23 protein-coding genes and 3 pseudogenes are annotated in these 26,132 nt (G+C 63.3%); 13 read left to right on the plus strand and 13 right to left on the minus strand.

Features of this window, described 5'->3' with window-relative positions; translation table 11 throughout:
* Positions 1 to 9: 9 nt before the first annotated feature.
* Positions 10 to 429, minus strand: a complete 420-nt coding sequence (locus tag K414_RS0121620; RefSeq protein ID WP_237606290.1) for an EVE domain-containing protein — start codon at positions 427 to 429, stop codon at positions 10 to 12.
* 219 nt (positions 430 to 648) lie between these two features.
* Between K414_RS0121620 and K414_RS0121625 the strand changes: the two genes are divergently transcribed.
* Entirely contained in the window at positions 649 to 1,851 is a 1,203-nt protein-coding gene (locus K414_RS0121625) for a VWA domain-containing protein (RefSeq protein WP_027497831.1), read from the plus strand.
* Positions 1,852 to 1,896: 45 nt separating this feature from the next.
* Here the strand turns inward: K414_RS0121625 and K414_RS0121630 are convergent, their stop codons facing one another.
* Entirely contained in the window at positions 1,897 to 2,535 is a 639-nt protein-coding gene (locus K414_RS0121630) for an isochorismatase family protein (RefSeq protein WP_027497832.1), read from the minus strand.
* A gap of 122 nt (positions 2,536 to 2,657) precedes the next feature.
* On the opposite strand from K414_RS0121630, the gene K414_RS0121635 reads away from it, so the two are divergent.
* Together K414_RS0121635 and K414_RS0121640 are read left to right on the plus strand one after the other, a co-directional pair.
* A complete protein-coding gene (locus K414_RS0121635) occupies positions 2,658 to 3,638 on the plus strand; it encodes a helix-turn-helix domain-containing protein (RefSeq protein ID WP_027497833.1) in 981 nt (326 codons plus the stop codon).
* Entirely contained in the window at positions 3,635 to 4,471 is an 837-nt protein-coding gene (locus K414_RS0121640) for an adenylate/guanylate cyclase domain-containing protein (protein ID WP_051365229.1), read from the plus strand. Before K414_RS0121635 ends, K414_RS0121640 begins: the two co-directional genes overlap by 4 nt.
* Positions 4,472 to 4,667: 196 nt before the next feature.
* Here K414_RS0121640 and K414_RS0121645 read toward each other — a convergent pair whose 3' ends face one another.
* Positions 4,668 to 6,905, minus strand: a complete 2,238-nt coding sequence (locus tag K414_RS0121645) for an NADP-dependent isocitrate dehydrogenase (RefSeq protein WP_027497835.1) — start codon at positions 6,903 to 6,905, stop codon at positions 4,668 to 4,670.
* Between the two features lie 240 nt (positions 6,906 to 7,145).
* Here K414_RS0121645 and K414_RS0121655 point away from each other — a divergent pair, with 240 nt between their 5' ends.
* From K414_RS0121655 to K414_RS0121665, 3 genes are all read left to right on the plus strand, one after another.
* The gene (locus K414_RS0121655; protein ID WP_027497836.1) at positions 7,146 to 8,522 is read left to right on the plus strand and encodes an NAD-dependent succinate-semialdehyde dehydrogenase; all 1,377 of its coding nucleotides are present in this window, start codon (positions 7,146 to 7,148) and stop codon (positions 8,520 to 8,522) included.
* Positions 8,523 to 8,590: 68 nt separating this feature from the next.
* The gene (locus K414_RS0121660) at positions 8,591 to 8,887 is read left to right on the plus strand and encodes an antibiotic biosynthesis monooxygenase (protein ID WP_027497837.1); all 297 of its coding nucleotides are present in this window, start codon (positions 8,591 to 8,593) and stop codon (positions 8,885 to 8,887) included.
* 47 nt (positions 8,888 to 8,934) lie between these two features.
* A complete protein-coding gene (locus K414_RS0121665; protein WP_152530464.1) occupies positions 8,935 to 9,804 on the plus strand; it encodes an alpha/beta hydrolase in 870 nt (289 codons plus the stop codon).
* Here the strand turns inward: K414_RS0121665 and K414_RS0121670 are convergent.
* Positions 9,801 to 11,153: a cytochrome P450 gene (locus tag K414_RS0121670; protein WP_027497839.1), complete on the minus strand. Its 1,353-nt coding sequence runs from the start codon at positions 11,151 to 11,153 to the stop codon at positions 9,801 to 9,803. The genes K414_RS0121665 and K414_RS0121670 overlap by 4 nt on opposite strands.
* 85 nt (positions 11,154 to 11,238) lie before the next feature.
* Here K414_RS0121670 and K414_RS0121675 point away from each other — a divergent pair, with 85 nt between their 5' ends.
* Positions 11,239 to 11,856, plus strand: coding sequence for a TetR/AcrR family transcriptional regulator (locus tag K414_RS0121675; protein ID WP_202595077.1), 618 nt, complete (start codon positions 11,239 to 11,241; stop codon positions 11,854 to 11,856).
* Positions 11,857 to 11,931: 75 nt separating this feature from the next.
* Here K414_RS0121675 and K414_RS0121680 read toward each other — a convergent pair whose 3' ends face one another.
* The 6 genes from K414_RS0121680 to K414_RS0121705 form a co-directional block, all read right to left on the minus strand.
* Positions 11,932 to 13,290 carry an acetamidase/formamidase family protein gene (locus K414_RS0121680; protein WP_027497841.1) on the minus strand — a complete coding sequence of 453 codons (1,359 nt, stop codon included), beginning with the start codon at positions 13,288 to 13,290 and terminating at the stop codon, positions 11,932 to 11,934.
* 89 nt (positions 13,291 to 13,379) lie between these two features.
* Complete coding sequence (locus K414_RS27655; RefSeq protein WP_141215041.1) at positions 13,380 to 13,820, minus strand: hypothetical protein; 441 nt, start codon at positions 13,818 to 13,820, stop codon at positions 13,380 to 13,382.
* 209 nt (positions 13,821 to 14,029) lie between these two features.
* Complete coding sequence (locus tag K414_RS0121690; RefSeq protein WP_027497842.1) at positions 14,030 to 15,718, minus strand: ABC transporter family substrate-binding protein; 1,689 nt, start codon at positions 15,716 to 15,718, stop codon at positions 14,030 to 14,032.
* Positions 15,719 to 15,753: 35 nt separating this feature from the next.
* Positions 15,754 to 17,655, minus strand: coding sequence for an ABC transporter ATP-binding protein (locus tag K414_RS0121695; protein ID WP_027497843.1), 1,902 nt, complete (start codon positions 17,653 to 17,655; stop codon positions 15,754 to 15,756).
* A complete protein-coding gene (locus K414_RS0121700) occupies positions 17,648 to 18,568 on the minus strand; it encodes an ABC transporter permease (protein WP_027497844.1) in 921 nt (306 codons plus the stop codon). Before K414_RS0121700 ends, K414_RS0121695 begins: the two co-directional genes overlap by 8 nt.
* A gap of 32 nt (positions 18,569 to 18,600) precedes the next feature.
* The gene (locus tag K414_RS0121705) at positions 18,601 to 19,581 is read right to left on the minus strand and encodes an ABC transporter permease (protein WP_027497845.1); all 981 of its coding nucleotides are present in this window, start codon (positions 19,579 to 19,581) and stop codon (positions 18,601 to 18,603) included.
* Positions 19,582 to 19,900: 319 nt separating this feature from the next.
* On the opposite strand from K414_RS0121705, the gene K414_RS0121710 reads away from it, so the two are divergent.
* Together K414_RS0121710 and K414_RS0121715 are read left to right on the plus strand one after the other, a co-directional pair.
* On the plus strand, positions 19,901 to 20,857 hold the full coding sequence (locus K414_RS0121710; protein WP_237606292.1) for a hypothetical protein: 957 nt from the start codon (positions 19,901 to 19,903) through the stop codon (positions 20,855 to 20,857).
* A complete protein-coding gene (locus K414_RS0121715) occupies positions 20,854 to 21,477 on the plus strand; it encodes a hypothetical protein (protein WP_027497847.1) in 624 nt (207 codons plus the stop codon). The genes K414_RS0121710 and K414_RS0121715 overlap by 4 nt, the downstream gene beginning before the upstream one ends.
* On the opposite strand, the gene K414_RS0121720 is transcribed toward K414_RS0121715, so the two are convergent.
* Positions 21,440 to 22,708 carry a DUF4185 domain-containing protein gene (locus tag K414_RS0121720; RefSeq protein ID WP_032388551.1) on the minus strand — a complete coding sequence of 423 codons (1,269 nt, stop codon included), beginning with the start codon at positions 22,706 to 22,708 and terminating at the stop codon, positions 21,440 to 21,442. The two genes, K414_RS0121715 and K414_RS0121720, sit on opposite strands and share 38 nt — an antisense overlap.
* Positions 22,709 to 22,850: 142 nt before the next feature.
* On the minus strand, positions 22,851 to 23,264 hold the full coding sequence (locus K414_RS0121725) for a hypothetical protein (RefSeq protein WP_027497849.1): 414 nt from the start codon (positions 23,262 to 23,264) through the stop codon (positions 22,851 to 22,853).
* Between the two features lie 106 nt (positions 23,265 to 23,370).
* On the opposite strand from K414_RS0121725, the gene K414_RS0121730 reads away from it, so the two are divergent.
* Positions 23,371 to 23,703, plus strand: coding sequence for a hypothetical protein (locus K414_RS0121730; RefSeq protein WP_027497850.1), 333 nt, complete (start codon positions 23,371 to 23,373; stop codon positions 23,701 to 23,703).
* Between the two features lie 24 nt (positions 23,704 to 23,727).
* Here the strand turns inward: K414_RS0121730 and K414_RS27660 are convergent.
* Positions 23,728 to 24,295: pseudogene (locus K414_RS27660) on the minus strand (peptide deformylase).
* Between the two features lie 63 nt (positions 24,296 to 24,358).
* Here K414_RS27660 and K414_RS29660 point away from each other — a divergent pair.
* The 3 genes and pseudogenes from K414_RS29660 to K414_RS28670 form a co-directional block, all read left to right on the plus strand.
* Positions 24,359 to 24,487: pseudogene (locus K414_RS29660) on the plus strand (DUF2256 domain-containing protein); the annotation flags it as partial.
* 15 nt (positions 24,488 to 24,502) lie between these two features.
* Positions 24,503 to 24,754 carry a DUF3253 domain-containing protein gene (locus K414_RS29665; RefSeq protein WP_228139420.1) on the plus strand — a complete coding sequence of 84 codons (252 nt, stop codon included), beginning with the start codon at positions 24,503 to 24,505 and terminating at the stop codon, positions 24,752 to 24,754.
* A 55-nt stretch (positions 24,755 to 24,809) separates the two neighbouring features.
* Positions 24,810 to 25,748 (plus strand): annotated as a pseudogene (locus K414_RS28670) (DUF222 domain-containing protein); the annotation flags it as partial.
* Positions 25,749 to 26,132: the final 384 nt, after the last annotated feature.

Here is a 26,132-nt window from a genome sequence, read left to right on the forward strand (position 1 = left end):
GCCATCACATCATTCGAGAGGCAGCATCTGTCGGATCACTGCCCACGCGGACGCGTCGACCCATGAGGGATTGGACTGCTGCGGCGACCGGAACACCTCGAGCGTCGACAATTCCGCAACGGCCTGCAGATCCGACGCGAGGATCGGCTGATCGAACAGCGTGATGTCCGTCGAGACCTTCCACTGGGGGCCGGGGACCGGGGTGCCGGTCAACCGACCCGCACCCCAGATCCCGCGTCGCGGGTGGCTGCTGACCCAGAACAACACCGGCTGCCCAGGTGCCATCAGACGAGTTCGATAGTTGTTCGCGACGCACCAATTGTCCTGCGCACGTCCGGCTTCGACCATCGGTGCGAGGTCGGTCTTGCGCGGATTGCACTTGATCACCCATGCGCCGAGCGTCTGGTCCGTTATCGCCCGTGCCGTCACACTCGCCATCGTAATGACAAACTGGGCGACAGCGTCGTTGCCCTGTGCAGGGACAATTACCAACCCACCTGGTGTGGATGGCAGCTCGTTGGGATCTCCCACTCGCCGGCGACGCCGGTCGGTCATCCATTTAGGCGGCGGCTCTCGCACCAGCTCGTACACCATTTCGTGCCGCCATTACTCTGGCCTCATGTGTTCCAGCGACACCGAAAGGACACCATGACGACCCTGACCCGAGGCGGGAATGCCCTGATCGAGGCACGAGCGTTCGAGGTCACCGTCGACGACGCCAACGGTGTCGACCTACTTGCGTTTCAAGTGAACACGGGTCGAAAAGTACGCAGCGACGACGACTTCGTGTTCTTCAATCAGCCATCGTCGCCCGAGGGCGCGGTTCGGCTGTCATCGACGCGTTCGTTGAGCATCGACCTGCGTCTCGTGCCTACCGACGTCGACGCCATCGTCGTCGCGGTTGCGTCGGACAGCGCACTGTCGACTCGCGCCGGAATGACCGTAAGGTCGAGCGACATCGTCAGTCCAGCATCGGGTTTGACGACGGAAACTGCAGCAGTTCTGGTCGAAATTTATCGCCGCGGCGGCGACTGGAAGGTGCGCAATGTGAGCGCCGGCTGGGACGCGGGCTTTGCCGATCTCGTCCGCGAACACGGGGTTGACGTCGAGGACACCGATACCCCGACAGTGCGTTCCGTAGCGGGCGAGGAAAAGCTCTCGATGGTCAAACGCGAGAAGCTCGATCTCCGCAAGAAACATGTACACAAGGTGTTGCTGACGAAAAATGCCGTGGGACTGCGGGCTCGGATCATTCTTGTCATCGACAAAACCGGCAGCATGAGCAAGCAGTACTCGACGCGCGTAGTGCACAGAGTCGTCGAACGAATGGTTCCGGTTGCGACCCAGCTCGACGACGACGGCGAGCTCGAACCCTACCTCTACGGCTCGTGGTACGCGCAGCTGCCAGTCATCACCGTCGCAGGCACCGATTCCTGGGCTGACACCTACCTCCACCTGTACGGCCACCATGGCGGCATCGACTACTCGTCGATCGGCGGCACCAACGACGAACTGCCGATCATGAATCAGATCCTGTCCACGGTCGTCTCGCGTCAGCCCACGTTGGTGCTGTTCTTCACCGACGGTGGCTTCACCAAACGCGGGCCGATCGCGAGCTTCATGCGGACGGCGTCGAGCGCTCCCATCTTCTGGCAGTTCATCGGTGTCGGCAAAGCGAACTACGGCGTTCTCGAAAAGCTGGACACCATGGAAGGCCGGTTCATCGACAACGCCGGGTTCTTCGCGCTCGACGACATCGACAAAGTCTCCGACGCCGAGCTGTACGAACGAATTCTCAGCGAATTCCCGGGTTGGATACGTGCAGCTCGGGCGGCGAAGATAATCGACTGACGACGGACACCCGACCTGATGGAAATGAGACCGCCTGTCGTGGACTCAGGCGGTACCGACCGCGTCATTGCCTTGCGCAGCCGAGACCACCAGATTGTTTGCCGTGAGCCCGTTTCCGTTCTTGACCGCGTCGATCCACTGGTCTGTCGTCGCCACCGCTGCGAAATTGGACTGGTAAAGCACCATCAGCGCCTTGTGGAGTTGTTCGGCTGAGACTGTCCCCGCCTCGTTCGAAAGGTTGATCGCGCCAGTGGCGTCGGACAGGATCTCGACGGTCAGGTCCAGTGCTTCGGCGTCGGCACTGGTGGCGAGATCGCAGTTGTTGGTCATGTATCCGACGATCGTGACGGTGTCGACATTGTTGCCCTGCAACCACTTCGCCACGTCGGTGCCAGCGAAGACGCTGCTGTACTGCTTCTCGACTCGCTCGAAGCACGGCTGCACGACGGCCTGAATGTCGGGATGAAGCTCGTACGTCGCGGTTCCCTTGACGAAAGCAGGCGAGCCCTCGGGCATCTCGTGCTGCACGATGGCCACCGGAACATCCTGCGCCACAGCCGCTTCGATGGTACGAACGATGTTGGCCAGCGACTCGTCGCGAGGCGGGTACTGGATCTTCAGCACTCCCTCGAAGTACTCCTGCTGTACATCGATGACGATGAGGGCTCTACGCGGTGCAGTCATGAACGTTCTCCTTCAAGTGGCGTACTCGGTCAATACCCATACTTCGGCACCGACCTTGCGTTCACGAGTGGCACGGATGCATACTTTCGATGAAATTGCGCCAATTCGTCGATCGGAGATTCATGCGCATCGCGCTGTACGTGTTCGACGGCATCACCATGTTCCACCTCGCCGCGCCGTTGATGGTGTTCGGCGAGGTGACGCGCCTCGGGCTGGCCCCCGACTGGGAGACGCGAGTGTGGTCCGACGAGCCGGGGTCGATCCGCACCGAGGAGGGCTTCCCCGTCGGCGAGATCGAGGGCCCCGACATCGCCGATTGGGCCGACATCGTCATCGTGACGTCGTGGCCGGAGTCGTTGCCACACATCGGCGCTCACCTGTCCACAGCTCTTCGAGGCGCTCACAGACGGGGAGCCCAGATCGCGGGACTGTGTCTGGGGTCGTTTGCCGTCGCCGACACCGGACTGCTCGCGGGACGCCCTGCCGTCACCCATTGGTCCAAGATGACCGAACTGCGCGACCGCAATTCGCAACTAGGCCTCGACGAGTCCGTGCTCTACATCGACCACGGCGACGTCATGACCTCCGCGGGCACGGCATCGTCGATAGATTCCTGCCTGCACATCGTCCGCAAACACCTCGGCGCGGCAGCGGCTACGCGGGTGGCACGCAGCCTCGTCGTCGCACCCCATCGCGACGGCGGTCAGGCGCAATACATCGAACGGCCGGTCATCGAGGCGTCGGAGGACTCCGCGATCGCCGACGTCCAGAGTTGGGCGCTGGAACGACTGTCCGAGCCACTACCGATCGAGCGGCTCGCCGAGCGGGCACGTATGAGCCGGCGTAGCTTCATCCGGCAATTTCAGTATGCGACGGGAACCACGCCCGCGCGCTGGGTACTCGACCAGCGGCTCGACGCCGCCCGCAGCCAACTCGAAACGACCGGCCACAGCATCGAGACCATCGCTGCCTCGTGCGGATTCGGCAGCGCCGTCACCCTGCGTCAGAACTTCCACTCGGCGTTCGCCGTCACGCCGACGGCCTATCGGAAGCAGTTCGCGGTCGGTTGTGCAACCACGGACACCGCCGACAGGCGAGGATGAGCAACGTGATCCTGTGGATAGTTGCCGGAGTCGAGCTCGCCGCCATTATCGCGCTCGGTGTGGTTCTCATCGTGTCTCGACGAAAGTTGAAGCACGCGCGCCGAGCACTCGACCGCGCTCTCGAATCGCAGCAACGCCGTAAGCGACGCGGCCTGGTGCCCTTCGCGATCAGAACCGCCTTCCACACCACGGACCTACTCATCAACAAGGGATTTGGCGCGACCGTCCGCAACTCCGTCGAAGACCTCGCGGGCTGGGCCAAGGTGGAACGCCCCGACCTGGCACGCATGACGGCCGACGGCGACATCGTGGTCATGTTCTCCGACATCGAAGGATCCACCGCCCGCAACGAGGAACTGGGAGACCGCGGTTGGGTGAAGCTGCTCGAAAAGCACAACAAGCTGATCCGCAAACACGTCGACGACCACGGCGGACACGTGGTCAAGAGCCAGGGCGACGGTTACATGATCGCCTTCTCCGACCCGGCTGAAGCTGTGCGCTGCGGGGTGGAAGTCCAAGAAGCGCTGCAGAAGAACCCCGACCGCTGGGATCGCATCCGCGTCCGTATGGGCATCCACGTCGGCAGTTCGGTGCGTCGAGGCGACGACCTGTTCGGACTCAACGTGGCCATGGCGGCGAGAGTGGCGAACCAAGCCGAGGGCGGAGAAATTCTTGTCAGCGAGCCGGTGCGTAACGCCATCGCCAGGGCGGACGGCCTGACTCTGGGGACGCCCCGCGACGTCGAACTCAAGGGAATGAGCGGAAGCTTTCAGTTGTATCCGGTGGCGCTGCCGGCACTTCCGAGTGCGGAGACCGGCCACGCGAGCGCATGAATGTCCCATTCACAACGTCTGAACGCGTGAATGTCGCATTGATCCCAACCGGGGGGCGAACTGTCTACCCCAGACGGCTGGCAGCTGCTGCTAAGCCCGAAAGTTGTTGCCCCCGAACGAATGAATGGCCCATTCACAACGTCTGAGCGCGTGAATGGGCCATTCATCCCAAAGGGTGGTGAAGCAGGCAGAAGAACTACTGCTTCGCCGACTCCAGTGCCTCGTTGAACGTCGAGGACGGACGCATCACTGCGGCGGTGGCTTCGGGGTCCGGGTAGTAGTAACCACCGATGTCGACCGGGTTGCCCTGTACCGCGTTGAGCTCGCCGACGATCTTCTCTTCGTTCTCCGCGAGGGTCTTTGCCAGAGCTGCGAAGTGCTTGGCCAGCTCGGTGTCCTCGGTCTGCTCGGCGAGTTCCTGTGCCCAGTAGAGGGCGAGGTAGAACTGGCTGCCACGGTTGTCGAGTTCACCGGTCGAGCGCGACGGCCCTTTGCTGTTCTCGAGCAGCTTGCCGGTGGCCGAGTCGAGTGCGTTGGCGAGGATGGTCGCCTTGACGTCACCGGTCTTGGTTCCCAGGTCCTCGAGGCTGACTGCGAGAGCCAGGAATTCACCCAGCGAATCCCAGCGAAGGTGGTTCTCCTCGATGAGCTGCTTGACGTGCTTGGGGGCCGAGCCGCCCGCACCCGTCTCGTAGAGTCCACCGCCGGCCATCAGCGGAACGATGGAGAGCATCTTCGCGCTGGTGCCGAGTTCGAGGATCGGGAACAGGTCGGTGAGGTAGTCACGCAGAATGTTGCCGGTCGCGGAGATGGTGTCGAGCCCGCGGATGAGACGTTCCATCGTGTAGCGGATCGCCCGTACCTGCGACATGATCTGGATGTCGAGGCCCTCGGTCTCGTGATCCTTCAGGTACTTGCGTACCTTGCCGATGAGCTCGTTCTCGTGCGGGCGGTACGGGTCGAGCCAGAAGACGACCGGCATTCCGGACTCACGGGTGCGTCGCACTGCCAAGGCAACCCAATCGCGGATCGGCGCGTCCTTGACGATGCACAGACGCCAGATGTCACCCTCTTCGACGTCCTGCGTCAGCAGAACCTCGCCCGTCGCCAGGTCGGTGATGTTCGCGACGCCACCGGCAGGGACCTCGAACGTCTTGTCGTGCGAGCCGTACTCCTCGGCCTTCTGCGCCATCAGGCCGACGTTGGGAACTGTGCCCATCGTCGTCGGATCGAACTGTCCGTTGGTCTTACAGAAGTTGATCATTTCCTGGTAGATGCGGAAGAAGGTCGACTCCGGGCTGACGGCCTTGGTGTCCTTCGGCCGACCGTCCGCGCCCCACATCTTGCCGCCGCTGCGGATCATCGCAGGCATCGACGCGTCGACGATGACGTCGCTGGGCGAATGGAAGTTCGAGATTCCGCGTGCGGAGTCGACCATCGCCAGCTCCGGACGAGTCTCGTGGCACTTGTGCAGGTCGTCGATGATCTCCTCGCGCTGCGCGCTGGGGAGTGCCTCGATCTTGCTGTAGAGGTCCGAGAGGCCGTTGTTGACGTTGACGCCGAGCTCCTCGAACAGGTCGCCGTGCTTGGCGAACGCGTCCTTGTAGAAGACCCTGACGGCGTGCCCGAAGACGATGGGGTGCGAGACCCGCATCATCGTGGCCTTGACGTGCAGAGAGAACATGATGCCCGTCTTGTAGGCGTCCTCCATCTGCTCCTCGTAGAACTCGATGAGCGCCTTCTTGCTCATGAACATGCTGTCGATGACGTCGCCGTCGGTGAGCGACACCTTCTCCTTGAGGACGATGGTCTCGCCGCCCTCGGTCAGCAGCTCCATCTTGATCTCGCGGTCGCCCTCGACGGTCATCGACTTCTCGCCGTGGTAGAAGTCGCCGTGGCGCATGTGCGCGACGTGGGTGCGCGACGCCGGCGACCATTCACCCATGCTGTGCGGGTGCTTGCGCGCGAATTCCTTGACGGCCTTGGGTGCGCGGCGATCCGAATTTCCCTCGCGCAGAACGGGGTTGACCGCGCTGCCGAGGCACTTGGTGTAGCGGTCGCGGATTTCGCGCTCTTCGTCGGTCTTCGGGTTCCCGGGGAAGTCGGGGATCGCGTAACCCTTGTCCTGCAGTTCCTTGATCGCGGTCAGCAACTGCGGAACGGAGGCACTGATGTTGGGAAGCTTGATGATGTTGGTGTCGGGCAGCTGCGTCAGCTTGCCCAGCTCGGCGAGGTTGTCGGTCACTCGCTGGTCTTCGTTGAGGTAATCGGGGAACTCGGCGAGGATGCGGTTCGCAACCGAGATGTCACTGGAGTCGACGTCGATGCCGGCCGCGCTGGCGAAAGAACGTATGACCGGCAGAAACGCGTGAGTCGCCAGCATCGGCGCCTCATCGGTCAGGGTATAGATGATGGTCGGCTTCTTCGCTGTCATGTTTCGCCTTTGCCTCAGTTTCGACGTCGTCTTTTGGATGCGTTCGTCCTCAACTTTAATCTTCGTTCTCGCCGCTGTGGGGGGCAGTGGGGTATCACTCCATCTGCGCATCCAAGTTACCGACCAGTAGGGCGCTCAATGGATTTCGAGACCGTGTCCCGTCCCGCCTCTGACCACCGTCGGGCCATCCGATTTGCCCGATTAGGAACAAAATCGGCCCCGCCGTCCGTTGAACCGAGCATGACGACCTACAAGACTGTCAATCCAGCCGACGGCACAACCGTCAAGGAATTCGAAACTCTCGACTCGGCCGGCATCGAGCGCGCCCTCGCGGATGCGCACGCCGGTTTCCAGACGTGGCGCAAGACCTCACCCGAGCATCGCGCAGACATCCTGCACAAGGTCGCCGACCTTTATGTCGAGCGCGCCGACGAACTGGCCCGCACCATCTCGCTCGAGATGGGCAAGCCTCTGACCGAGTCTCAGGGCGAGGTCGAACTGTCCTCGAACATCTACCGGTACTACGCCGACAACGGCCCCCGCTTGCTCGAGGACGAGACACTCGACGTGCCCGGAGCGGAAATCAGTGTGCTGCAGCGCAAGCCCGTGGGCGCGCTCGTCGGCGTCATGCCGTGGAACTTCCCGTACTACCAGGTAGCCCGATTCGCCGGCCCGAACCTGATGGTGGGCAACACGATTCTGCTCAAGCATGCACCGAACTGCCCGCAATCGGCGTTGCTGATGGAAGAGATCTTCCGGCAGGCCGGGTTGCCGGAAGACGCGTACATCAACATCTTCGCGACTAACGAGCAGATCGCCGACATGATCGCCGACGCCCGCGTGCAGGGCGTCTCCCTCACCGGAAGTGAGCGAGCCGGAACGTCCGTCGCCGAGACGGCCGGGCGCAACCTCAAGAAGGTCGTGCTCGAGCTCGGCGGTTCGGACGTGTTCATCCTGCTCGACTCCGCGGACATGGACGCCACCGTCGAATCCGCAACCCGTGCGCGCCTGTCCAACGCAGGCCAGGCCTGCAATGCCGCCAAGCGCATACTCGTCGCCGAAGATGTCTACGACGAATTCGTCGCCAAACTGGTCACGTCCTTCGAGGCCGTGCAGACCGGCGATCCATTGGATGCCAACACCACCCTCGGTCCCCTGTCGTCGCAGACCGCTGCCGACACGTTGATCGAGCAGATCGACGACGCGGTGTCCAAGGGCGCGACACTGCTCACCGGTGGCAAGAAGATCGACGGACCGGGTGCGTACGTGCAGCCGACCCTGCTGACCGACGTCACGCCGGACATGCGGGCCTACACCGAGGAACTGTTCGGCCCCGCAGGCGTCATCTACAAGGTCCAGAACGCCGACGAGGCAATCGAATTGGCGAACTCCTCCCCCTACGGACTGAGTGGGTCGGTGTGGAGCGCAGACCTCGACAAGGCCCGGGACGTAGCAGAGCGCCTCGAGGTGGGAATGGCCTTCGTCAACGAGCACGGCACCACACTGCCTGGCCTGCCGTTCGGCGGCGTGAAGCGCTCCGGCGTCGGCCGCGAGCTGGGGCCGTGGGGCATGGACGAATTCGTGAACAAGAAGCTCGTCCGAGTCTCCGCAAAGTAGCCGTACTCGCCGATGCTCCCCGGGCAGTTGCCCGGGGAGCATCGCGCTGCTGCGGTCATACTGTCTCGATGATCGTCGAACACGCCCTGCTGCATGTCATCCCCCACCGAACCGACGAGTTCGAAACCGCGTTCGCCGACGCGAAATCGATCATCGCGTCGATGCCGGGGTTCGTGAATCTGACCCTCTCGCAGGGCATCGAGCAACCGAACACCTACCTGCTGTTGGTGGAGTGGGAACGACTCGAAGACCACACCGACGGCTTTCGTGGTTCCGACGAGTATCAGCAGTGGAAGGCGCTACTGCATCACTTCTACGATCCGTTCCCCGTCGTCGAGCATTTTGCTCCGATGTACGAGGCGTAAGAGTTAGGTTCGTGTCTCGACCCTCTCGCCGCACCAAGGAGATTTCCGTGGCCAACGCTTCGTCGTTCGTATCCAAGCAGGACGACATCGAGATCAGTACCTACACCTGGGCGACGGCCGCCGATCCGGCTCGCGGCGTCGTACAGATCGCGCACGGACTCGCCGAGCACGGCAGCCGCTACGCCCGCTTCGCGACCGCGCTGAACGAAGCGGGATTCCACGTCGTCGCCTCCGATCATCGCGGTCACGGCCAGTCGATCGTCGAGACCCCGGGCGATTTCGGTGCCGCTGCGTTCGCCGGCCTGTGGGCAGACATCGAGCAACTGGGCGAATCACTGCTGACCGAGTACCCCGACCTGCCTCTGTTCTTGTTCGCTCATTCCATGGGATCCTTTGCCACCCAGCATGTTCTGATCGAGCGATCGGATCTGTACGAAGGCGTGGTGCTGTCGGGTTCGACGACACTCGACGTACTCGCCGCAGGAATGGCCGACGCCCCCGCCGGTGACCTGAGCGTGTTCAACGCCGCCTTCGAGCACCGCACCGGATACGAGTGGCTCTCGCGCGACGAGGCCGAGGTGGACGCCTACGTGGCAGATCCGCTGTGCGGCTTCGATCTTCCGGCGTCGACGGTTCCCGCGTTGTTCGGCGAGGCCGAGAAGCTCGCCGATCCGCACAACCTGGAGCAGATTCGCTCCGATCTCCCCCTGCTCATCACGTCGGGAACGGACGACCCACTCGCCGGCGGTGGGCAGTTGATCGAGACGCTGGCCGCCCGCTACCGCGAGGCGGGAATGAGCGATGTAACCGTCACCCTGTACCCCGGTGCCCGCCACGAAATCCTCAACGAGACCAACCGTGACGAGGTCACAGCCGACATCATCGGTTGGCTCACCGACCGCGCCGGATCGGTCTAACGCCGTCTCAGCTGCACGGGCTGCCCGTCCTCCGGGAAGGGCAGCGACGTGAAGTTCAGAGGTGCAACGTAATCGGGGTCGACCGTCCAGTCGAATCGCAGCAACAGGTGATGCATGATCGTCTTGATCTCGGCCCCGGCGAAGAACATGCCGATGCATTTGTGGACGCCGCCGCCGAACGGCTCCCACGCATAGCGGTGCACCTTGTCCTCGCGGCGATCGGCGGCGAACCGCCCGGGATCGAATTGCTCGGGGTTGGGCCAGTACTGCTCCATGTGATGCGTGAAGTGCGGTGCGACAGAGGCATACGTTCCCGCGGGGACGAACTTGCCTTGCACCTCCGTGTCCTTCACGGCGCGGCGGGCCACCACCGGTGTGGGCGAGACCAGGCGCAAGCACTCCTTCATGACCAGATCGACGTTGGTCAGCTCGTCGAGTTGCGCGAACGACGGAGCATCGGTGCCCAGCGCCTCGCATTCGGCCCGGCACTTGTCCTGCCACTCCGGATGCTGGCCGAGGTACTGCATCATCGTCGACAGCGTGATCGTCGACGTGTCGTGCGCAGCCATGAGCAGAAAGATCATGTGGTCGATCACTTCGTCGTCGGAGAAGTGCTCTCCGTCGTCACCCTCGATGTGGCACAACACCGAGAAGAGGTCGTCGGTCTCGGTGGCTCGACGGGCAGGGAGGTAGCGGCGGAAGAACTGGTCGAGCACCGCCCGGCCGTCCAAACCCCGCTTCCACCGCGTGCCAGGAACCCGGTAGCGCACGATCGAGGTGGCAGCCTGCACGCAGGCAATGAAACTCGCGTTGAGCTCAGCGATGTCGGCGTCCGTCGTTCCCTCCGCACCGCCCATGAAGATGCTCGTCGCGACATCCAGCGTCAACGCTTTGAGCGCCGGATAGACCTGGAAGTCGCGGCCCGGCTCCCATGCGTCTAAACCTGTTGCCGTGACGGGATTCAACGCTGCGACGGACTTGGTCAGCCGGTCCCGAGTGAAAGCCTGCTGCATGATTCGTCGATGACGTAGGTGCTCCTCGGAGTCGAGCAGCATCAGCCCGCCGTGGAAGAACGGCCCGATCAACAGCGACCAGCCGTCACCGTTGGCGAACGCCTTGTCCGCGTTCTGCAGCACTTGCTGACACGCATCGGGACCGAGAACGGTGATCCACTTCTGCCCGGCCATCGTCATCCACGAGACCTCGCCGTACTTGTCCCACCGACTACCGAGCAGCTTCAGAGGGTCGCGAATGTACTCGAGTGTGTGCCCGACGACGGGAAGACCGCCGTCGCCGAACACCGGTTGGAGAGCTGAATCTGCGGGTGGAGCAGCCAGAGCACGTGCCATTGTCGACCTCCGTCAATCTGACATGACGTCATGTCAGATGGGATGTAGTCTGCGTCACAGTCACGGTCTCTGTCAAGATCTACCCATGCCCCCTACGACGCGTCGCTACAACGGCATGAGCGCCGACGACCGCGCGGCCGACCGCCGAGCGAGATTGCTCGACGCCGGCCTCGAGGTATTCGCGGCAGCCGGAGCGAAGGGTGCGACCATGACCGCGATCTGCGCACACGCCAAGCTGACCGAGCGCTACTTCTACCAAAACTTCAGCAGCAGAGACGACTTGCTCGAGCAGGTCGTGGAATCGGTGTCCGCCGAGATACGAACGGCAGCGCTGGATGCACTGCACTCCCCCGCCCGGACCGTCGACGAGAAGGTACACAATGCGGTGACCGCGTTCGTCGGCGTCCTGACCGAGGACCGTCGCAAGGGCCGGGTTGCGATGATCGAATCGCTCGCCGTCGACTCCCTCCGCGAATACCGACGAAAGTCCCTGCGCGGCTTCGCTCATCTGGTGGCCGAACAGTCGCGCGAACTGTATGGCGACAAGGCTTGGCCCCAACCACAGTCGGAGATCAACGGTCTGCTCTTCATCGGTGGACTTGCCGAACTCGTGATCGCCTGGCTGAACGACGAAATCGACATCGCACCTGCAGACATCGTCGACGCCGCAACACGTCACTTCATCGCAACCGCGCACCGCTGAGGTGCGCTACGCGCAGTGGCGTGATTATGTGCCCGCAGAGGCACTTACCCGCACCACTGCGCCGCAGGCGCACTCCTACCGGTCGAAGTGCGCCTTCGAGATCTGTCCGTGCACGCCGACGGTCTTGTCGACCACCTGCGAGACGGTGAAGTTCGCGGCAGCGGAGAGGTACGCATACGCCGTCGCCCGGTCCATGCCGAGATCGGTCTCCAAGAAGTCCAGAGCATTGACCACAGCCCGACGCATCGCCGCGTTCAGGTCCGAACTCTGGCCGCCGACGGCCCCGTCCGGATCTGACAGGCCGATCGGAATCCACGAGTTCTCGTTCTCGGCAAAGGGATACGAGTACGCGACAGACGGCGCGTCACCGCTGCCCGCCTTGCAGACCGTAAGGCGGAAGGTGCCGCGCAGAGACCCCTCCATCGCAGTGAGGGCCACCTCACCGTCACCCATCGCCATGTGCGGATCGCCGACGTAGAACAACGCGCCCTCCGCGAACACGGGAAGGTAGAACGTCGAGCCGACGCCGAGCAGACCGACGTCGATGTTGCCGCCGCCGAGCGTCGGGGGAATCGAGTTGGCATTCGGGGATGTCAGACCTGGGTCGCTGGCGAACGCCACGCCCATCATGCCCATGAACGGGCGCAGCGGAAAGCGCACGGCCGCATCGCCGTACCGCATCACGCCCTGTCCGTCCTCGACGGCCGTGAACGTGGATACATTGCCGTACTGCGTCGGGGCACCCGATTTCCTGCCGTCGCTTCCGATCGGCGGCATGACTTCATCAAGGCTGATGCCCGCCGGTGCCTCGCCGGACGCCGTAACTGCAAGCGCGCCCTTGCCGTGCCTGCTCGACACCACGCCGTACGGCACCCGCGGAACGGCCTCCAGAGTTTCGATCTTGAGCACATCGCCGCGCTGCGCACCTTCGACAAACACCGGGCCCGTCACCACGTGCGGTCCGTCGACGTCGAAGTTGCGAACCGTTCGGTCGTACCCGCCTGCGATGTCGATCGCGTCCTGAAGAACATCGGACTCGGAAACACCTTTGCCGCCGAAGAATTCGACGGGATCGCGGCCCTGGTCTTCGAGGATTCCCTCATGGCTGAGCGCGTCGATGGTCACCGTCTCGCCGGACTTCATCTGCAGCACCGATTCGGACTCGACCGTCGGGACGTACCCCCACAGGACCTTGTCGACCTCCGAGCTCAGGTAGTGATCGCCGGAGATGTCACCGGCTCCCGGCTGAAGAATGCCGACCGGTGCCGGAGCCGATGAACTCGCGGCGGCAGTGGTCGTCGAGGTCGTCGAACACGCAGCTGTAGTTGCCAAACCAGCCCCTGCGCTCATCGCTGCCACCGCCCGAATGAAGCCGCGTCGGCCGATTCCTTTGCTGATAGTTTCCGCTGCGTGCTCTGCCATCGACTGCGCCATACTGCCTCCTGAATTGTCCGAATCTCGAACGTAGATCAGGGGTGTTTCTCAGCAGTTACGAACGCGCGTCACGCGAATTGCTCAGCGACTCAACTGGGGTCGCTGCCGGCGATCGCCGACCACCAGATCGCGGTGACAGCTGCCAACAGACTCACCGCCAGAAATTGTGCAAAGCCCCCACCGTCGACGATCAACCACAGCAGCCCGATGAACGGGCCGGCCACCGCTGCGGGGGCGTCGAGCATGATCCGACGACGCAGCGAACCGAATCTGGCGCTGCGCCTGCGCAGATCGGCGTCGTTGAGGCGCGGGGCATCGAGAGGTGTTCCCGGCGGTAAGGTCGATCGCCGCCGACCGGAGGGCAACGCAACGATCCCCGGTTCGACGACGAAAGCGCGGTGTCCGAGAAACGACCTACCGACCTTCGCTTCGGCGCCGGGGACCAATCCGAGAAGACCGGTGTGGAAGTACACCGGATACCAGGCCCGCCCGGCGCCCTCCTGAACCTCCACATACCCGCGCGAACGCATGCGGTGTTGAAACCGAACACGACGCACGGAGATTCGATCCCGAGACCGCGCTGCGGATCGTCCGGCCAACAAGGCCGAGGCCACAGAACAACCCGTCCAGATCAGCACGACGAGCGCAACCACCAGGCCGAGCGGGGTGTAGACAGCGGTCGATGCCGCGACAACCAGCGTGATTGCCGCGACACCGACCGGATATCCGAGCCCGTTGTCTATTTCAGGAACCCGACCTTCGACATGTCGATGTCGCCGAATCCTGGAGCACCGAAGTTGGCGAGATTGGATTTCGTCGCGTACGTCGAAGGGCGCTGGAACATCGTCAGGCTGTGGCCTTCGGCCCAGATCGCCTTGTCCGCCTCGTTGTAGTCGGCGATACGCGCATCGTCGTCGAGCTCACCGGCCGCCTTGTCGAGCAGACCGTTGATCTCCTCGGAACCGACCTGGCCGTAGTTCTGCAACGTGCTGCCGGGCGTCAGGCGGAAGATGCCGTCACTACTGGACGTGTACGGCGTTCCCTCCCAGGTGAAGTGGGTGACATCGAAGGCACCCACCAAGATGTACTTCTCGAAGAAGTCGTCCGACGGCACCGCATCGATGATGAGGTTGGCACCGACGGCCTTGAGGTTCTGCTGAATGATCTGCGCTTCCTGCGTCGCATTCGGAGTGTCGGCCGGAATGATGTCGTGCAGATCGAGTTGCTGGCCGTCCTTCGAGCGGAACTCACCGTTCATAGTCCAACCGGCCGCGTCGAGCTCGGACTTCGCCTTCTCGGGATCGAAGGTGATATCACCGTTGTTGGCCTGGTAGCCCTTCTGACCGTCGACGTAGATATGACTGTTCAGCACCGTCGGATTCGAGGTGATCTGACCGAGCTGTGAGGTAGCCAAGTAGTCGCGGTCGATCGCCTTCATCAAAGCCAGACGCACTGCCTTGTCCGAGGTGATACGACCCGACGCACCGTTGAAGTCGAAGTGGCGGTACTGCGGCCCCAGGCTCTGCCGCAGGTCCACATTCGGGACACCGCGCGCAACCTTGAATGCGTCTGCGCTGCTGCCGAGTTCGTAGTAATCGATCTCGCCGCTCTGCAGCGCTCCGACGGAGGCCGTCGAATCGAGTGGGAGGTAGGTGATGGTGTCGAGGACCGCTGGGTTCTCACCCCACCAATCCGGGTTCCTCTCGACGACGATGCGCTTTCCGCCGGGCTCGATGTTGCGAACACGGAACGGGCCTGCGGTAGCGGGCATCGTGCTCACCGAACCGGTGTTGAACGCCTCGACGGTGTTCACCGACTCTGCAGGCATCAAGGGCACGAACAGCGAACGCCAGTCACCGAACTTCTCGCTGAAGGTCAAGATCACCTGCTGGTCGTTCTCACCCCGAACCACCGATTCGACCTTGTCGTAACCTGCGGTTGACGACGCCTCGTAGGCCGGGTCCTTGCCGCTGTTCGCGGTCCACGTCGCGACGAGGTCGGTGTAATCCAGCGACCGACCGGTGCTCCACTTGGCTTTCGGGTTGATGTTGTAGGTGATGACCTGTTTACCGTCGACCTCCGATTCGGTGATGTCGGTGAAGTAGTCCGACGCAGTGGTCAGGCTCGCATCGGCCGCCGCGGTGAATGCTCTCGGCATCAAGGCGAGGTAGTACCGAGCGGCATCGACTGTGGTGCCGTCGATTTGGTAGTAGTTGTAGTTGGTCGGCACCTGCGACAGCGGGAAGTTCATGTTCCCGCCCTGCTGCAGATCGCTGATTGGATGCGGATTGATCTGCGCTCCGCTATCGAAGGACGCGGGCGCATCGGCGTTCGGCCCGGTATCACCGGAGCTGCACCCCGCCACCAGTCCCACAGTGGTCACGGCCACCGCGATCGGGACCAGTGCCCGAAATAGCTTGGCTCTCATCAGTTCACCTTTCTCAGTGTGCCGTATCTTGCGGGTCATATGGCGTCGGCCAGTTTTGCGGCCTCGGCGATTCGGGCTCGTTGGAGCACGGGATCAGGGATGGGGATGGCTTTCAGGAGTGCGCGCGTGTAGGGGTCCTTGGGTGCGTCGAAGATCTGCTCCGTTGGGCCCTTCTCCACGAATACTCCGTTGCGCATCACCGCCACTTCGTCGGCAAGGTGTCGGACCACCGACAAATCGTGTGAGACGAACAGATACGCCAGACCGAGCTCCTCCTGCAGATCCTGCAGCAGGTTCAGCACGCCCGCTTGGATCGATACGTCGAGCGCAGACACCGGCTCGTCCAGCACAAGGATCGACGGCTTCAGCGCCAAAGCCCGTGCAATTCCGACACGTTGACGCTGCCCGCCGGAGAACTGGGTGGGATACCGATCCGCGAGCTCGGGACGCATTCCGACGGTGTCCATCAGTTCCCGAACCCGGCGGGTGCGCTCGTCGACCGGGACTCCGTTGATCTTTAACGGCTCGGCGATGATCTCCCCCACCGGCATACGCGGGTCGAGGGAGCCCATCGGATCCTGGAACACGATTTGGATGTGGGCGCGCAACTTTCGTTGCTCGGCGCGGCTCAGGCTGTAGGGCTCGACGCCGTTGATCTCGATCGAACCCTGCTGCGGCTTCACGAATTCCATGATCTCGAGCAGGGTCGTCGACTTGCCGCAGCCCGATTCGCCGACGATGGCCAAGGTGGATCCGGCGTGCACGTCGAAGCTGATGCCCTGCACCGCAGGTACTTCCCCGGCCCGACGACGAAGCACAGAGCCCTTGAAGACCGGGTAGCTCTTGTGCAGATCGGTCACCGACAGCACGGGGGCATCCTTGGATACCGTCACCGCCAGCTCGGCCGGGGCCTCCGACCGCGGCGCACCCTCGAACTCGGCCTCCACCGACTCGGCCGTTGCCGCGTCGATACGGATGCACGCAGCGCTGTGATTCGGGGCAACCTGAATCAACGGCGGTTCACCCTTGTCGCAGGCCTCCGTGTGCAACGGGCACCGAGGCCCGAACGGACAACCCGTCGGGAGATTCACCAGAGCGGGCGGTGTGCCCTCGATGGGCACCAGCCGCTCCTGCGCGGGGCGATCCGGGCGAGGAACGGAGCCGAGCAACCCGACGGTGTAAGGCATCGACGGGTGCGCATAGAGCTCGTCGACGGGAGCTGTCTCCACGGCACGGCCGGCGTACATCACCATGGCCCGATCGGCCACGCCGGCAACGACTCCCAGGTCGTGCGTGATGAACACGACGCCGGCACCGGTGACGTCGCGGGCGGTACGGAGGAGATCGAGGATCTGCGCTTGAATCGTCACGTCCAGAGCGGTTGTGGGCTCGTCGGCGATGATGAGGTCCGGATCGTTCGCGATGGCCATCGCGATGACGACGCGTTGGCGCATCCCGCCGGAGAACTCGTGCGGGTAGGACTTCGCCCGTGTCTTCGGATCGACGATGCCTACCAGATCGAGCAATTCCAGGGTGCGCTCGTGGACCTTCGCCTTGTTCAGCGACGGATTGTGCACCGAGATCGCCTCGGCGATCTGATCGCCGATGCGGTAGATAGGAGTCAGCGCCGTCAACGGGTCCTGCGAGATCATCGCCACCGAACGGCCACGCTCACGGGACATCTCGCGATCGGACAGTCCGAGCAGCTGACGGCCGTTCAGCTCGATGGACCCGGTGACCCGTGCGGTCTGTGGAAGCAATCCCATGACGGCCAGCGACGACACCGACTTGCCGGAGCCGGATTCGCCGACGATGGCCATGACCTCGCCCTTGTCGACCTGATAGTCCAGGCCGCGCACTGCGGTGACGCGCCCCTCCTCGCTGGGAAAGCTGACCTCGAGTCCGCTGACCTTCAACACCGGCACTGTCTCAGCCACGTGCCTGTCCCCTCGTCGAGTTCGGATCGAATGCGTCGCGCAGACCGTCGCCGACGAAATTCGTCGCCAGCACGATCAATACCAGTGCGCCACAGCAGAATGCGAACAGCCACGGATACGTCAACGCGGACGACGTACCGTCTGCGATCAGCGTGCCGAGCGAGACGTCGGGTCGCTGGACACCGAAGCCGAAGTAGCTCAGTGATGCCTCCCCGATGATGGCGATACCCACATTGAGCGTGACGTCGACGATGAGGATGGAGGCCATCGACGGCAGCACGTGCTTGCCGATCACGCTGCTCGGTGTTGCGCCCATGTACTTTGCGGCGCGGATGAATTCGCGCTCACGTAGGGACCGCGTCATCGCGCGAATGATGCGTGAGGTGATCATCCACGCGAAGGCCGCGAGCAGCAGCACCAGGATGAAGAAGCTCTTGTCGCGGAACAACGGAGAGCAGATAGCGATCACCAGGAAGCTGGGTACGACGAGCAATACATCGGCGACCCACATCAGCGCACGGTCGGTCCAACCGCCGAAGTACCCCGCCACCGCGCCGACGACGCCGGCAAGCACCGTGGAAATGAGCGCGACGAGCATGCCGATGATCAGCGACTTCTGCAGACCGCGCAGCGTCTGAGCCAGAACATCCTGGCCGATCTGATTGGTGCCGAACCAGTGTCGTGTGGTCGGCGGCGAGTTGAGCGCGTACGCGTCGAGTTCCTCGTAGGTGAACGGGATGAAATGCGGGAGCACGAACGCGCCGACGAACATCGCGAGAAGGACCACGATGCCCACCAGCGCCGGCCGGTTGCGCAGGAACCGGCGCAGCACCAACCGCCGACGGGTAATCGGGGCAGACGAGTCGATCGGGCCCTCGACCGCAGCGATCTCGGGAACCACAGGTGTCGCCATCGCCGGTCCTTTCCTCTACTCGAAGTGGCGGGTCAGTCCGCGTAGCGAACGCGCGGATCCAAAGCAGCAGTGAAGATATCGGTCAACATTCCGGAAACCAGGACCGACAGCGCAGTGAAGAGCGAGACCGCGAGCGTGATGTTGATGTCCTGACTGGTGATGCCGTAAATCAGCCAGTCACCCATGCCGTACCAGCCGAACACGCGCTCGGTGAACGTCGCGCCGGTGATCACCGCACCCATACCGAATGCGAACAGTGTGGCCATCGGGATCAACGCAGTACGGAAGCCGTGCTTGAAGATTGCGCGCCCGCGCGTGAGTCCTTTGCCGCGGGCAGTACGGATGTAGTCCATGTTCAGCTCGTCGAGCATCGAACTGCGCATGTACCGGCTGTACCCACCGATGGTGAACAGCATCAAGACGACGGTCGGCAGCAGCAGATGCTGTGCGCGGTCGACAACTTCGTTCATCAGACCGGGGGCGAGCGTCGTCGACGTTTCACCGGTGTACTGGAAGAACTGACTGCCGGTGCTCTGATTCACCTGTACAGCAAGGTACTTGAGCACCGGGGCCAAAACCAGGATCGGGGTGCTGATGAGAATGAACGTCACCACCGTTGCGACGTGGTCGAAGATCTTGTACTGCCGGACGGCACCGTACGCACCGACGAGGGTTCCCAGTACCGCACCGAGGACGGTGCCGAGCACGACCAACCGCAGCGAGACCAGGATGCGTCGCCACAATTCGTCGTTGACCGAGCCTGCAGCGATGGTCTGCCCGAAGTCTCCGTGCAGTACCGCCCACAGCCATTTCAGATACCGCAACACCGGATTGTCGTCGAGGTGCAGTGCCGCGCGCTTGGCGTCGAGTACAGCATCCGACGGCGGCGGGTTGCGGCTGAGCAGATTCGACAGTGGATCGAACGTGAGCGAGGCCAGCAAGTACGTGAGAAACGTCGCGATGATCAGCAGGACGACGTAATTCAGCAACCTGCGTGCAAGATAACCGCCCACGCGCAACCACCTTCCATCGAGCACCACGGCCGTGCCCGACGGCACTGCTCTCGGCATTGTTCACACCGCTTGTTTCCTGCGTGTTTCGTTAGCGGTGGAAACGGACAATCCTCAAGATAGCACCAGGAATTCGTATTTCGACGACGGTTGCGAAACTCTTACCGACACTTCGGACAATGCGGAATCATCGGTCGCAGAACGAGTCTGACGACCTGGCTGTCGTAGGGTCGCCTAATTCATCGGCTCACAGAACGCATTCGCGACAATGCGGACAGGAGACGAATAGGCGGTGCTCGGACGCGTCGGTAGATTCAGTGCCATGCCGACAGACTCCACACCCGACGGATTCGCCCTCGAACGCTTCGACGTCACCGATTCCGGGGCCATCGCCACGATCTTCGCCGCCAAGGACTACCGAAACGGACTCTACGTTCTGCATTTCGCAGACAACGCGGCCTTCGTGGGCTACTCCGAATCACTCGCGGCCCGAGTGCAAGCCGACCGCGAGATATGGCCAGACATCGAGGCGCTCGAGGTTGCACCCGGTGCCGCAGATCGTCTGGAGCAGCTCACCGATCTCGTGTCCCAGCTCCACCCACTGCGACAACGCCCGTCCGAGCCCACCGCGATCGGCGAAGCTCCGGGAGTGAAGACGGCACTGCCCAAAGAACGAGCCAAGCGCACGACGCTCCTCGACGCGGCCGTGGGACGCAGTCGTCGCCAGTTCTGGGAACTGTCCGACCACATCGCGTACCCCGCCATCCGCAGCATCGTGGCCGACTACATCAACTCGTCGATCCCCGACCCAGCCAACACCGCGAAATACCTGTGGCAGACAGCCGCTCTGTCCGACGTACAGGACGACACCGGTCCGCGACGATTGCTGACGCTGACGTGCGGCGGCTTCGAGACCCTGCGAGTCGACGAAATCGTGCACGACGACGACACGATCGAGCTCGACCTGCGCATCAACACCAACGTTCCGCGCGACCGGACAGACGAGCAACTCGAGGTCTCCAACGAAACCGTCAGCGCCGGACGGGGACCGTACCGAGACGAACGGGTGTGGTCGTGGTCGATCGACCTCGGCGCGTTGCTGGAAGAAGACGTGGATGTCGATCTCGGCATCGACGACGACACGTTAGACGATCTCGCGTACGGCCTCAACGCGCGGCTGATGCGGTCCGGAAACTCAACGGGCGCAGCGGCACACAACAACGATCTCGCGGCCGACCTACTCGCCGAGGCATACCGGCAGCTGTTCGAGGCCGAGTGACCGACCGCCTCTGGTACGTCGCATACGGCTCGAACCTGCTGCGAGAGAGGTTCTCCGTCTATCTGACGGGCTCCGAGGACGGCTCGGAGTTCGGGGCGCATCCACCGGCACCCTCGTCGGAAGAGGTCGAGGCGGAACGCTGGTTGTGGATCGATCACGCCCTGTACTTCGCTGGCGTGTCCCGACGGTGGACCGGGGCGTCGGCCTTCGTGTCGCTGAACACCGATCCCGCGTATCCGTCTCTGGTACACGGATACCTGATCGACAGTGTGCAGTTGGCGCATGTCGCCTCGGTGGAGAACGTGGTCGATTCCGTCGATATCTCGGCTGTGGAATCGCTGGGCATCGGCGAGTGGGCCGCACTCGACATCGACCGCCGAGGTGAAGCATACAGAGGGAAATACGATGCGCTGCTAAGGCTTCCGGACATCGACGGACTGCCCGCGCTCACACTGACGAGTTCGATCGTGCGGGAGCACGGCGAACCGTCGAGCAAGTATCTCTCGACGATCCGGCGTGGACTACTGTCCGCAGAAATCGACATGGACGTCGACGCCTACCTCGACGCCGCCGCCGGACGCGTCACTTCAACGCATCGAGGTTCGTCTTCAGAAGCATGACGTTGTAATCGGACCACCGAGAAGCCGTGAAGTACAGGTCTTTTCCGCTCGACATCGGGTGAATGAACGGCGCGTAGATGCCGCCTGCCGTCTGGTTGGCGTCGAGAATCGTCCTCGGTTCGCTCCACGGTCCCTCCGGGTTTTCCGCCGTGCGCGCCACCAACGTCCGGTTGTTCTCGTTGCCGTACATCATGACGTACCGGCCGAGGTAGTCGTTCCACGCCACCGACATCTCGCTGACCGGGCCCTTCACCACGGCCACGGTGTCGCCGACGTTCTTGGACCATTGCTTGGCCGGATCGGGATCTTGCGTCGAATACTCGTACGCGTCGAGATTCTCGATCTGATCGGGCGCGACTCGGGAGACGAACGCGTCGCCGAATCGTCCGTTGGGAGTACCGAACTGGTACAGGTACCGACCGTCTTGTCCCAGAACGTAGGCGCTCTGCTGAAACTTGCCCTGGCTTTCGTGGACGTTGGTGAAGCCCGGGATCGTGACACCCTTGTTGACGCGGATCGTCTTGGGATCCGTCGTCCAATTCTGGCCGTTGTCGGTCGATTTGGCCGTCGCCGAGTAGTTCGTGATCCAGCGACCGGGTGTGCCCCAGCTCTGCACCGACATGTAGTTGATGTACTGGGTGCTGCCGATCGCGATAGCCGCCGTCGGGATGGTCGTGTCCTCGACGCTCGGTAGCTTTGCGCTCGAGATGATCTCGGCGGCGTAACGCGGATTGTTCGCTCTGACAACCGCACCCGAGGTGGTGTTCGCGGGGTCGGCCGGACCGATCGTGATGCCCTGCGACAGGTTCGTCGACGCCTTGTCCGAGCGGAAGAGTGCATTGCTGCGCCACTGGGCATTGCCGGAGGAGCAATCACCGAACGTGTCGCCGAACGCCATCAAGATCTGGCCCGCACCGTTGTCCCAGGTGATACCGAGGTCGGTTCCGGACATCGCCAGGTTGTCGTAGGTGTCGTTCACGCTCTGCGGACCGGTGACCCAGGCGATGCTTTGAGTGTTCCCGGTGATGCGCGGCAGAGGACCCTGCGGTCCCTGCGGGTTCTTGCCCGACATTCCCGCGCTGCCCGACGAACCGAACAGCGGTGAGGAGCCCGGCCCACCGAGGCCGCCGCACGGTTCTGCAGAGACGGTCGGCGCAGTCAATGCGCTCAGCCCGCTCACTGCCATTGCCAGGACAGCCCCGACAGCAATATGCCGACTACGTAAGCGCATGAACGAACCCACCGTTCCCCTTGTGAAGCACGATACGGATGTGACTGATGGGACGAGTGTTACGCAAATACACTTAGGCCGCAACAATTAGTTCGTGTCGATGCTTGACAAATCGAACGCGATGAGAATGACACCGATGTGATTAATGCGCGATCAGGCGGGCGTGCGCGGTGTCGAGCAAGAACAGCGCCGCTCCCTGCACGACGACCGCCGTTCCGTGACCGATCGCCTGGTCAGCGGTGATTCGACGGCCGAAGCTGGGCTTCCGGACGGCGATATGCGCACCGGCCGCGACGTAGAGCACGTCGAGCCCGGCATTGATCCACAGCAGCTTGCTCAAACTCTTCGACGTCGGGACCGAGGAGTTGAGCGCTCCCGCCCCGGCGATCGCCACATCGATCGCACCCCAACCCGCCGTCTGCTGGCCGAATGCACGACGGGCAGGCGACGAACCGCGCACCGCCAACGCCGTTCCGGCAAGCACACTCACACCGCCCCACACGGCGAGACGCCGACCGAGTAGTTGGGCTACGGCGGGAGCTTCCATACGAGTCATCGCTCCAGTGTGCCGGGCTCGAACCCGAAGGCGATCCGTAACGCGCGGTCCGTTGCTGCCGATCATCGAGCACCGGGTATTCGTGCTCGAAACGAACGGAGTCACCATGCTGAAGAAGATCCTCGCAGGCGCTGCACTGACGATCGGCGTAGCAGTGCTCGCCGCGCCGACGGCATCCGCTGCACCCGACGACAACCCGTTCGGCCCCAAGGACTCCACCGCGAATTTCGTCAGCGCATTCGACCCCGCAGCTTACGGCAGCGCGAGCGAGAAGTCGCTGATCATCAGCCCCTTCGGTACCGGCCGGCAAATCGACTGTTGGTCGTTCCACGCCCGCGGATCGTGCTCCCAGAACGGGCATGTGCTGGCCGAGATCCGAATCCCCGCGGGATCGTCGGAATGGGATTACCGGATGCTCTACGTCTACAACCCGTTCTGACAGTCGAATAGGGCACGGCCGCAATCACAGTCCGAGCGGATGCGCGTCGGCCCCAGGCAACCAACTGTTGCCCGGCCCGACCCACCCCCTCTCCTTGATCATCTTCTTCGCCGCACGTCGATGACGGCCGAGCAGGCGGTCGAGGTAGAGGAGCCCGGCCAGATGGTCGGACTCGTGCTGCAAACACCGCGCCAGATAACCCGTGCCTTCCACCGTCACCGGGTTGTTCTCCACATCGACACCTGTGACACGAGGCCCACTGAGCACGCCCGGTCGGAAACAGCTCCCCCGGCAAGGACAGGCATCCCTCGGTGTCTTCCGGGTCGGGCATCGTCTCCGGAATTCCAGAGGTCTCGAGCACCGGGTTGATCACGTGTCCGTGGTGACGGACCCCGCCGTCCCGTAGGTCGTAGACGAAGACCGAACGCGGGTCGCCTATTTGGTTGGCCGCGAGGCCCGCACCTGGTGCAGCCGTATTGGTCTCGAACATGTCCTCGACCAGCGCTGCGAGCTCGTCGTCGAACACCGTCACGCGTGCGGCCGGAGTTGTCAGCCGGAGATCACCGGCAACCAGGATCGGTCGAATCGCCATGCCATAAGGATAGTTTCGCTCCGAGAACGGCGGAGCCCTGGGCAACGAGGTTACTGTCGATCTGTGGCCCACTCCCGTCGTACCTCCACCGCGCACCCCGCAGACAAGGTCTGCGCGTCGTGCGGTCGGCGGATCGAGTGGCGCAAGAAATGGGAGAAGAACTGGGATGACGTCAAGTACTGCAGCGACACCTGCCGGCGGCGCAAAGTGAGTGCAACCGACAAGGAACTCGAAGACAAAATCCGATCCTTGCTCGACGCCCGATCACGCGACGCGACGATCTGCCCCTCGGACGTCGCACGAGCCCTGTCCGACGACGCCTGGCGCGACTTGATGGAGCCCGTTCGCCGCGCGGCCCGACGTATGGTCGACGCCGGCGAAGTCGAGATCACCCAGAAGGGGTCGGTCATAGATCCCTCGACCGCAAAAGGGCCGATCCGGATCCGCTGGAAGCGTTGACGGAAACCTGTCGGTGGGTGGGTATAGCTTTCGTGGTGTGAAGACATGGGGGGATGTGTTCGGGCTCGGGGACCAGGAGTTGGTCTCCGAGCTTGCTGACGTGGCTTCCCTCGAAAACGCTCTCGCAGCACAGAGATTGACGTTGCTCGCCGAGATCGACCGACGTGGCTTGGCGATGAAACTCGGGCACTCGTCCGTCACCCGCTGGTACGCCCGATCGATACGGATCACCGACGGATCCGCCGCCCGCCAGAACGCACTGGGGTACTGGCTGTTCGATCACCCCACCGTGCTCGACGCCCTCGCCGACGGTCGCATCCATGCCGCGCACGCCGCCGCCATCGCCGAGGGATACGACGTCGTGGTGGTGGCCGACCCGACGTTGGATCAGGTCCGCCGCGAAGGAATTGTCGACGAATTGCTCGACACCGCGATGCGCAGCACCGCCGGCCAGGTGACCTCCCGCGCGCAGGCTTTGGCGCATGCGGCCGCCGACGACGCCCGAGCGCGACACGCGAAAGCCGAGAAGCAACGCCGAGAGAAAGAACAGCGGGAACGAGAGCGTCACGATCAGGAGCGGCGCAGCGATGATGCAGCGACCTCTACCGGCAGGCTGCCAGATCCGGAACCGCCTGCGCCCGAGCCTGTTCCGCCGACACCTGCACCGCGACCGGTGTCGGAGAACTCGGCACTGAACCGGTTCGACCTGCATGCTCTGGCCAACGGCCGCTTCCAGTTCGGTGGCGACATCGACCGGTTGCTCGCCGAGAAGCTTCTCACCGCTCTGTCGCCGTTGACGGCACCGCGACCACGTCCCGGCGGGGAGCGCGATCCACGTAGCCCGTCGAAGCGCCGGGCCGATGCACTCGATCAGATCCTCGACCGACACCTCCGCGGCGGCACTCGTGGGTCGGCGGGCGGGTCGCGGGCGTCGGTACACCTGATCGTCCCCCTGCGGGACTTGCTCGCCCACGGCGGCAACAAGCAAGCGGGTAGCACTGCAGCGGATTCGGTCGACACGGGTTCGGTCGCGAAGAGCTCCTCGAACGGCGGCGACAGCAACGGCTCGCATCCGGATGGAGTGGCCCGAGGGGATATCGCTGCTCGCGGCGATGCGACATCCGGATGTGGTGGTGCCGGGCAAGAATCTGTGCCCGAGCCGGGCGACGCTGGTCCTCGCGGCGATGCCGCGGCCGGTCGTGGCGGTGACAGTAACGGCGGGCAGAAATCTGTCCCCAAGCCGGGCGACGCGGACTGGCCGTTCCACCTCGACTGGACCGGCCCCATCAGCCGCTTCCTCGCCGAACTCGTCACCTGCGACGCCGACCTGACCCCCGTCATCGTCGACCACCACGGCGTACCACTCGCGCTCGGACGA

It is taken from the genome of Rhodococcus sp. JG-3 (assembly GCF_000482405.1).
GTDB classification, from domain to species: Bacteria; Actinomycetota; Actinomycetes; order Mycobacteriales; family Mycobacteriaceae; genus Rhodococcoides; species Rhodococcoides fascians.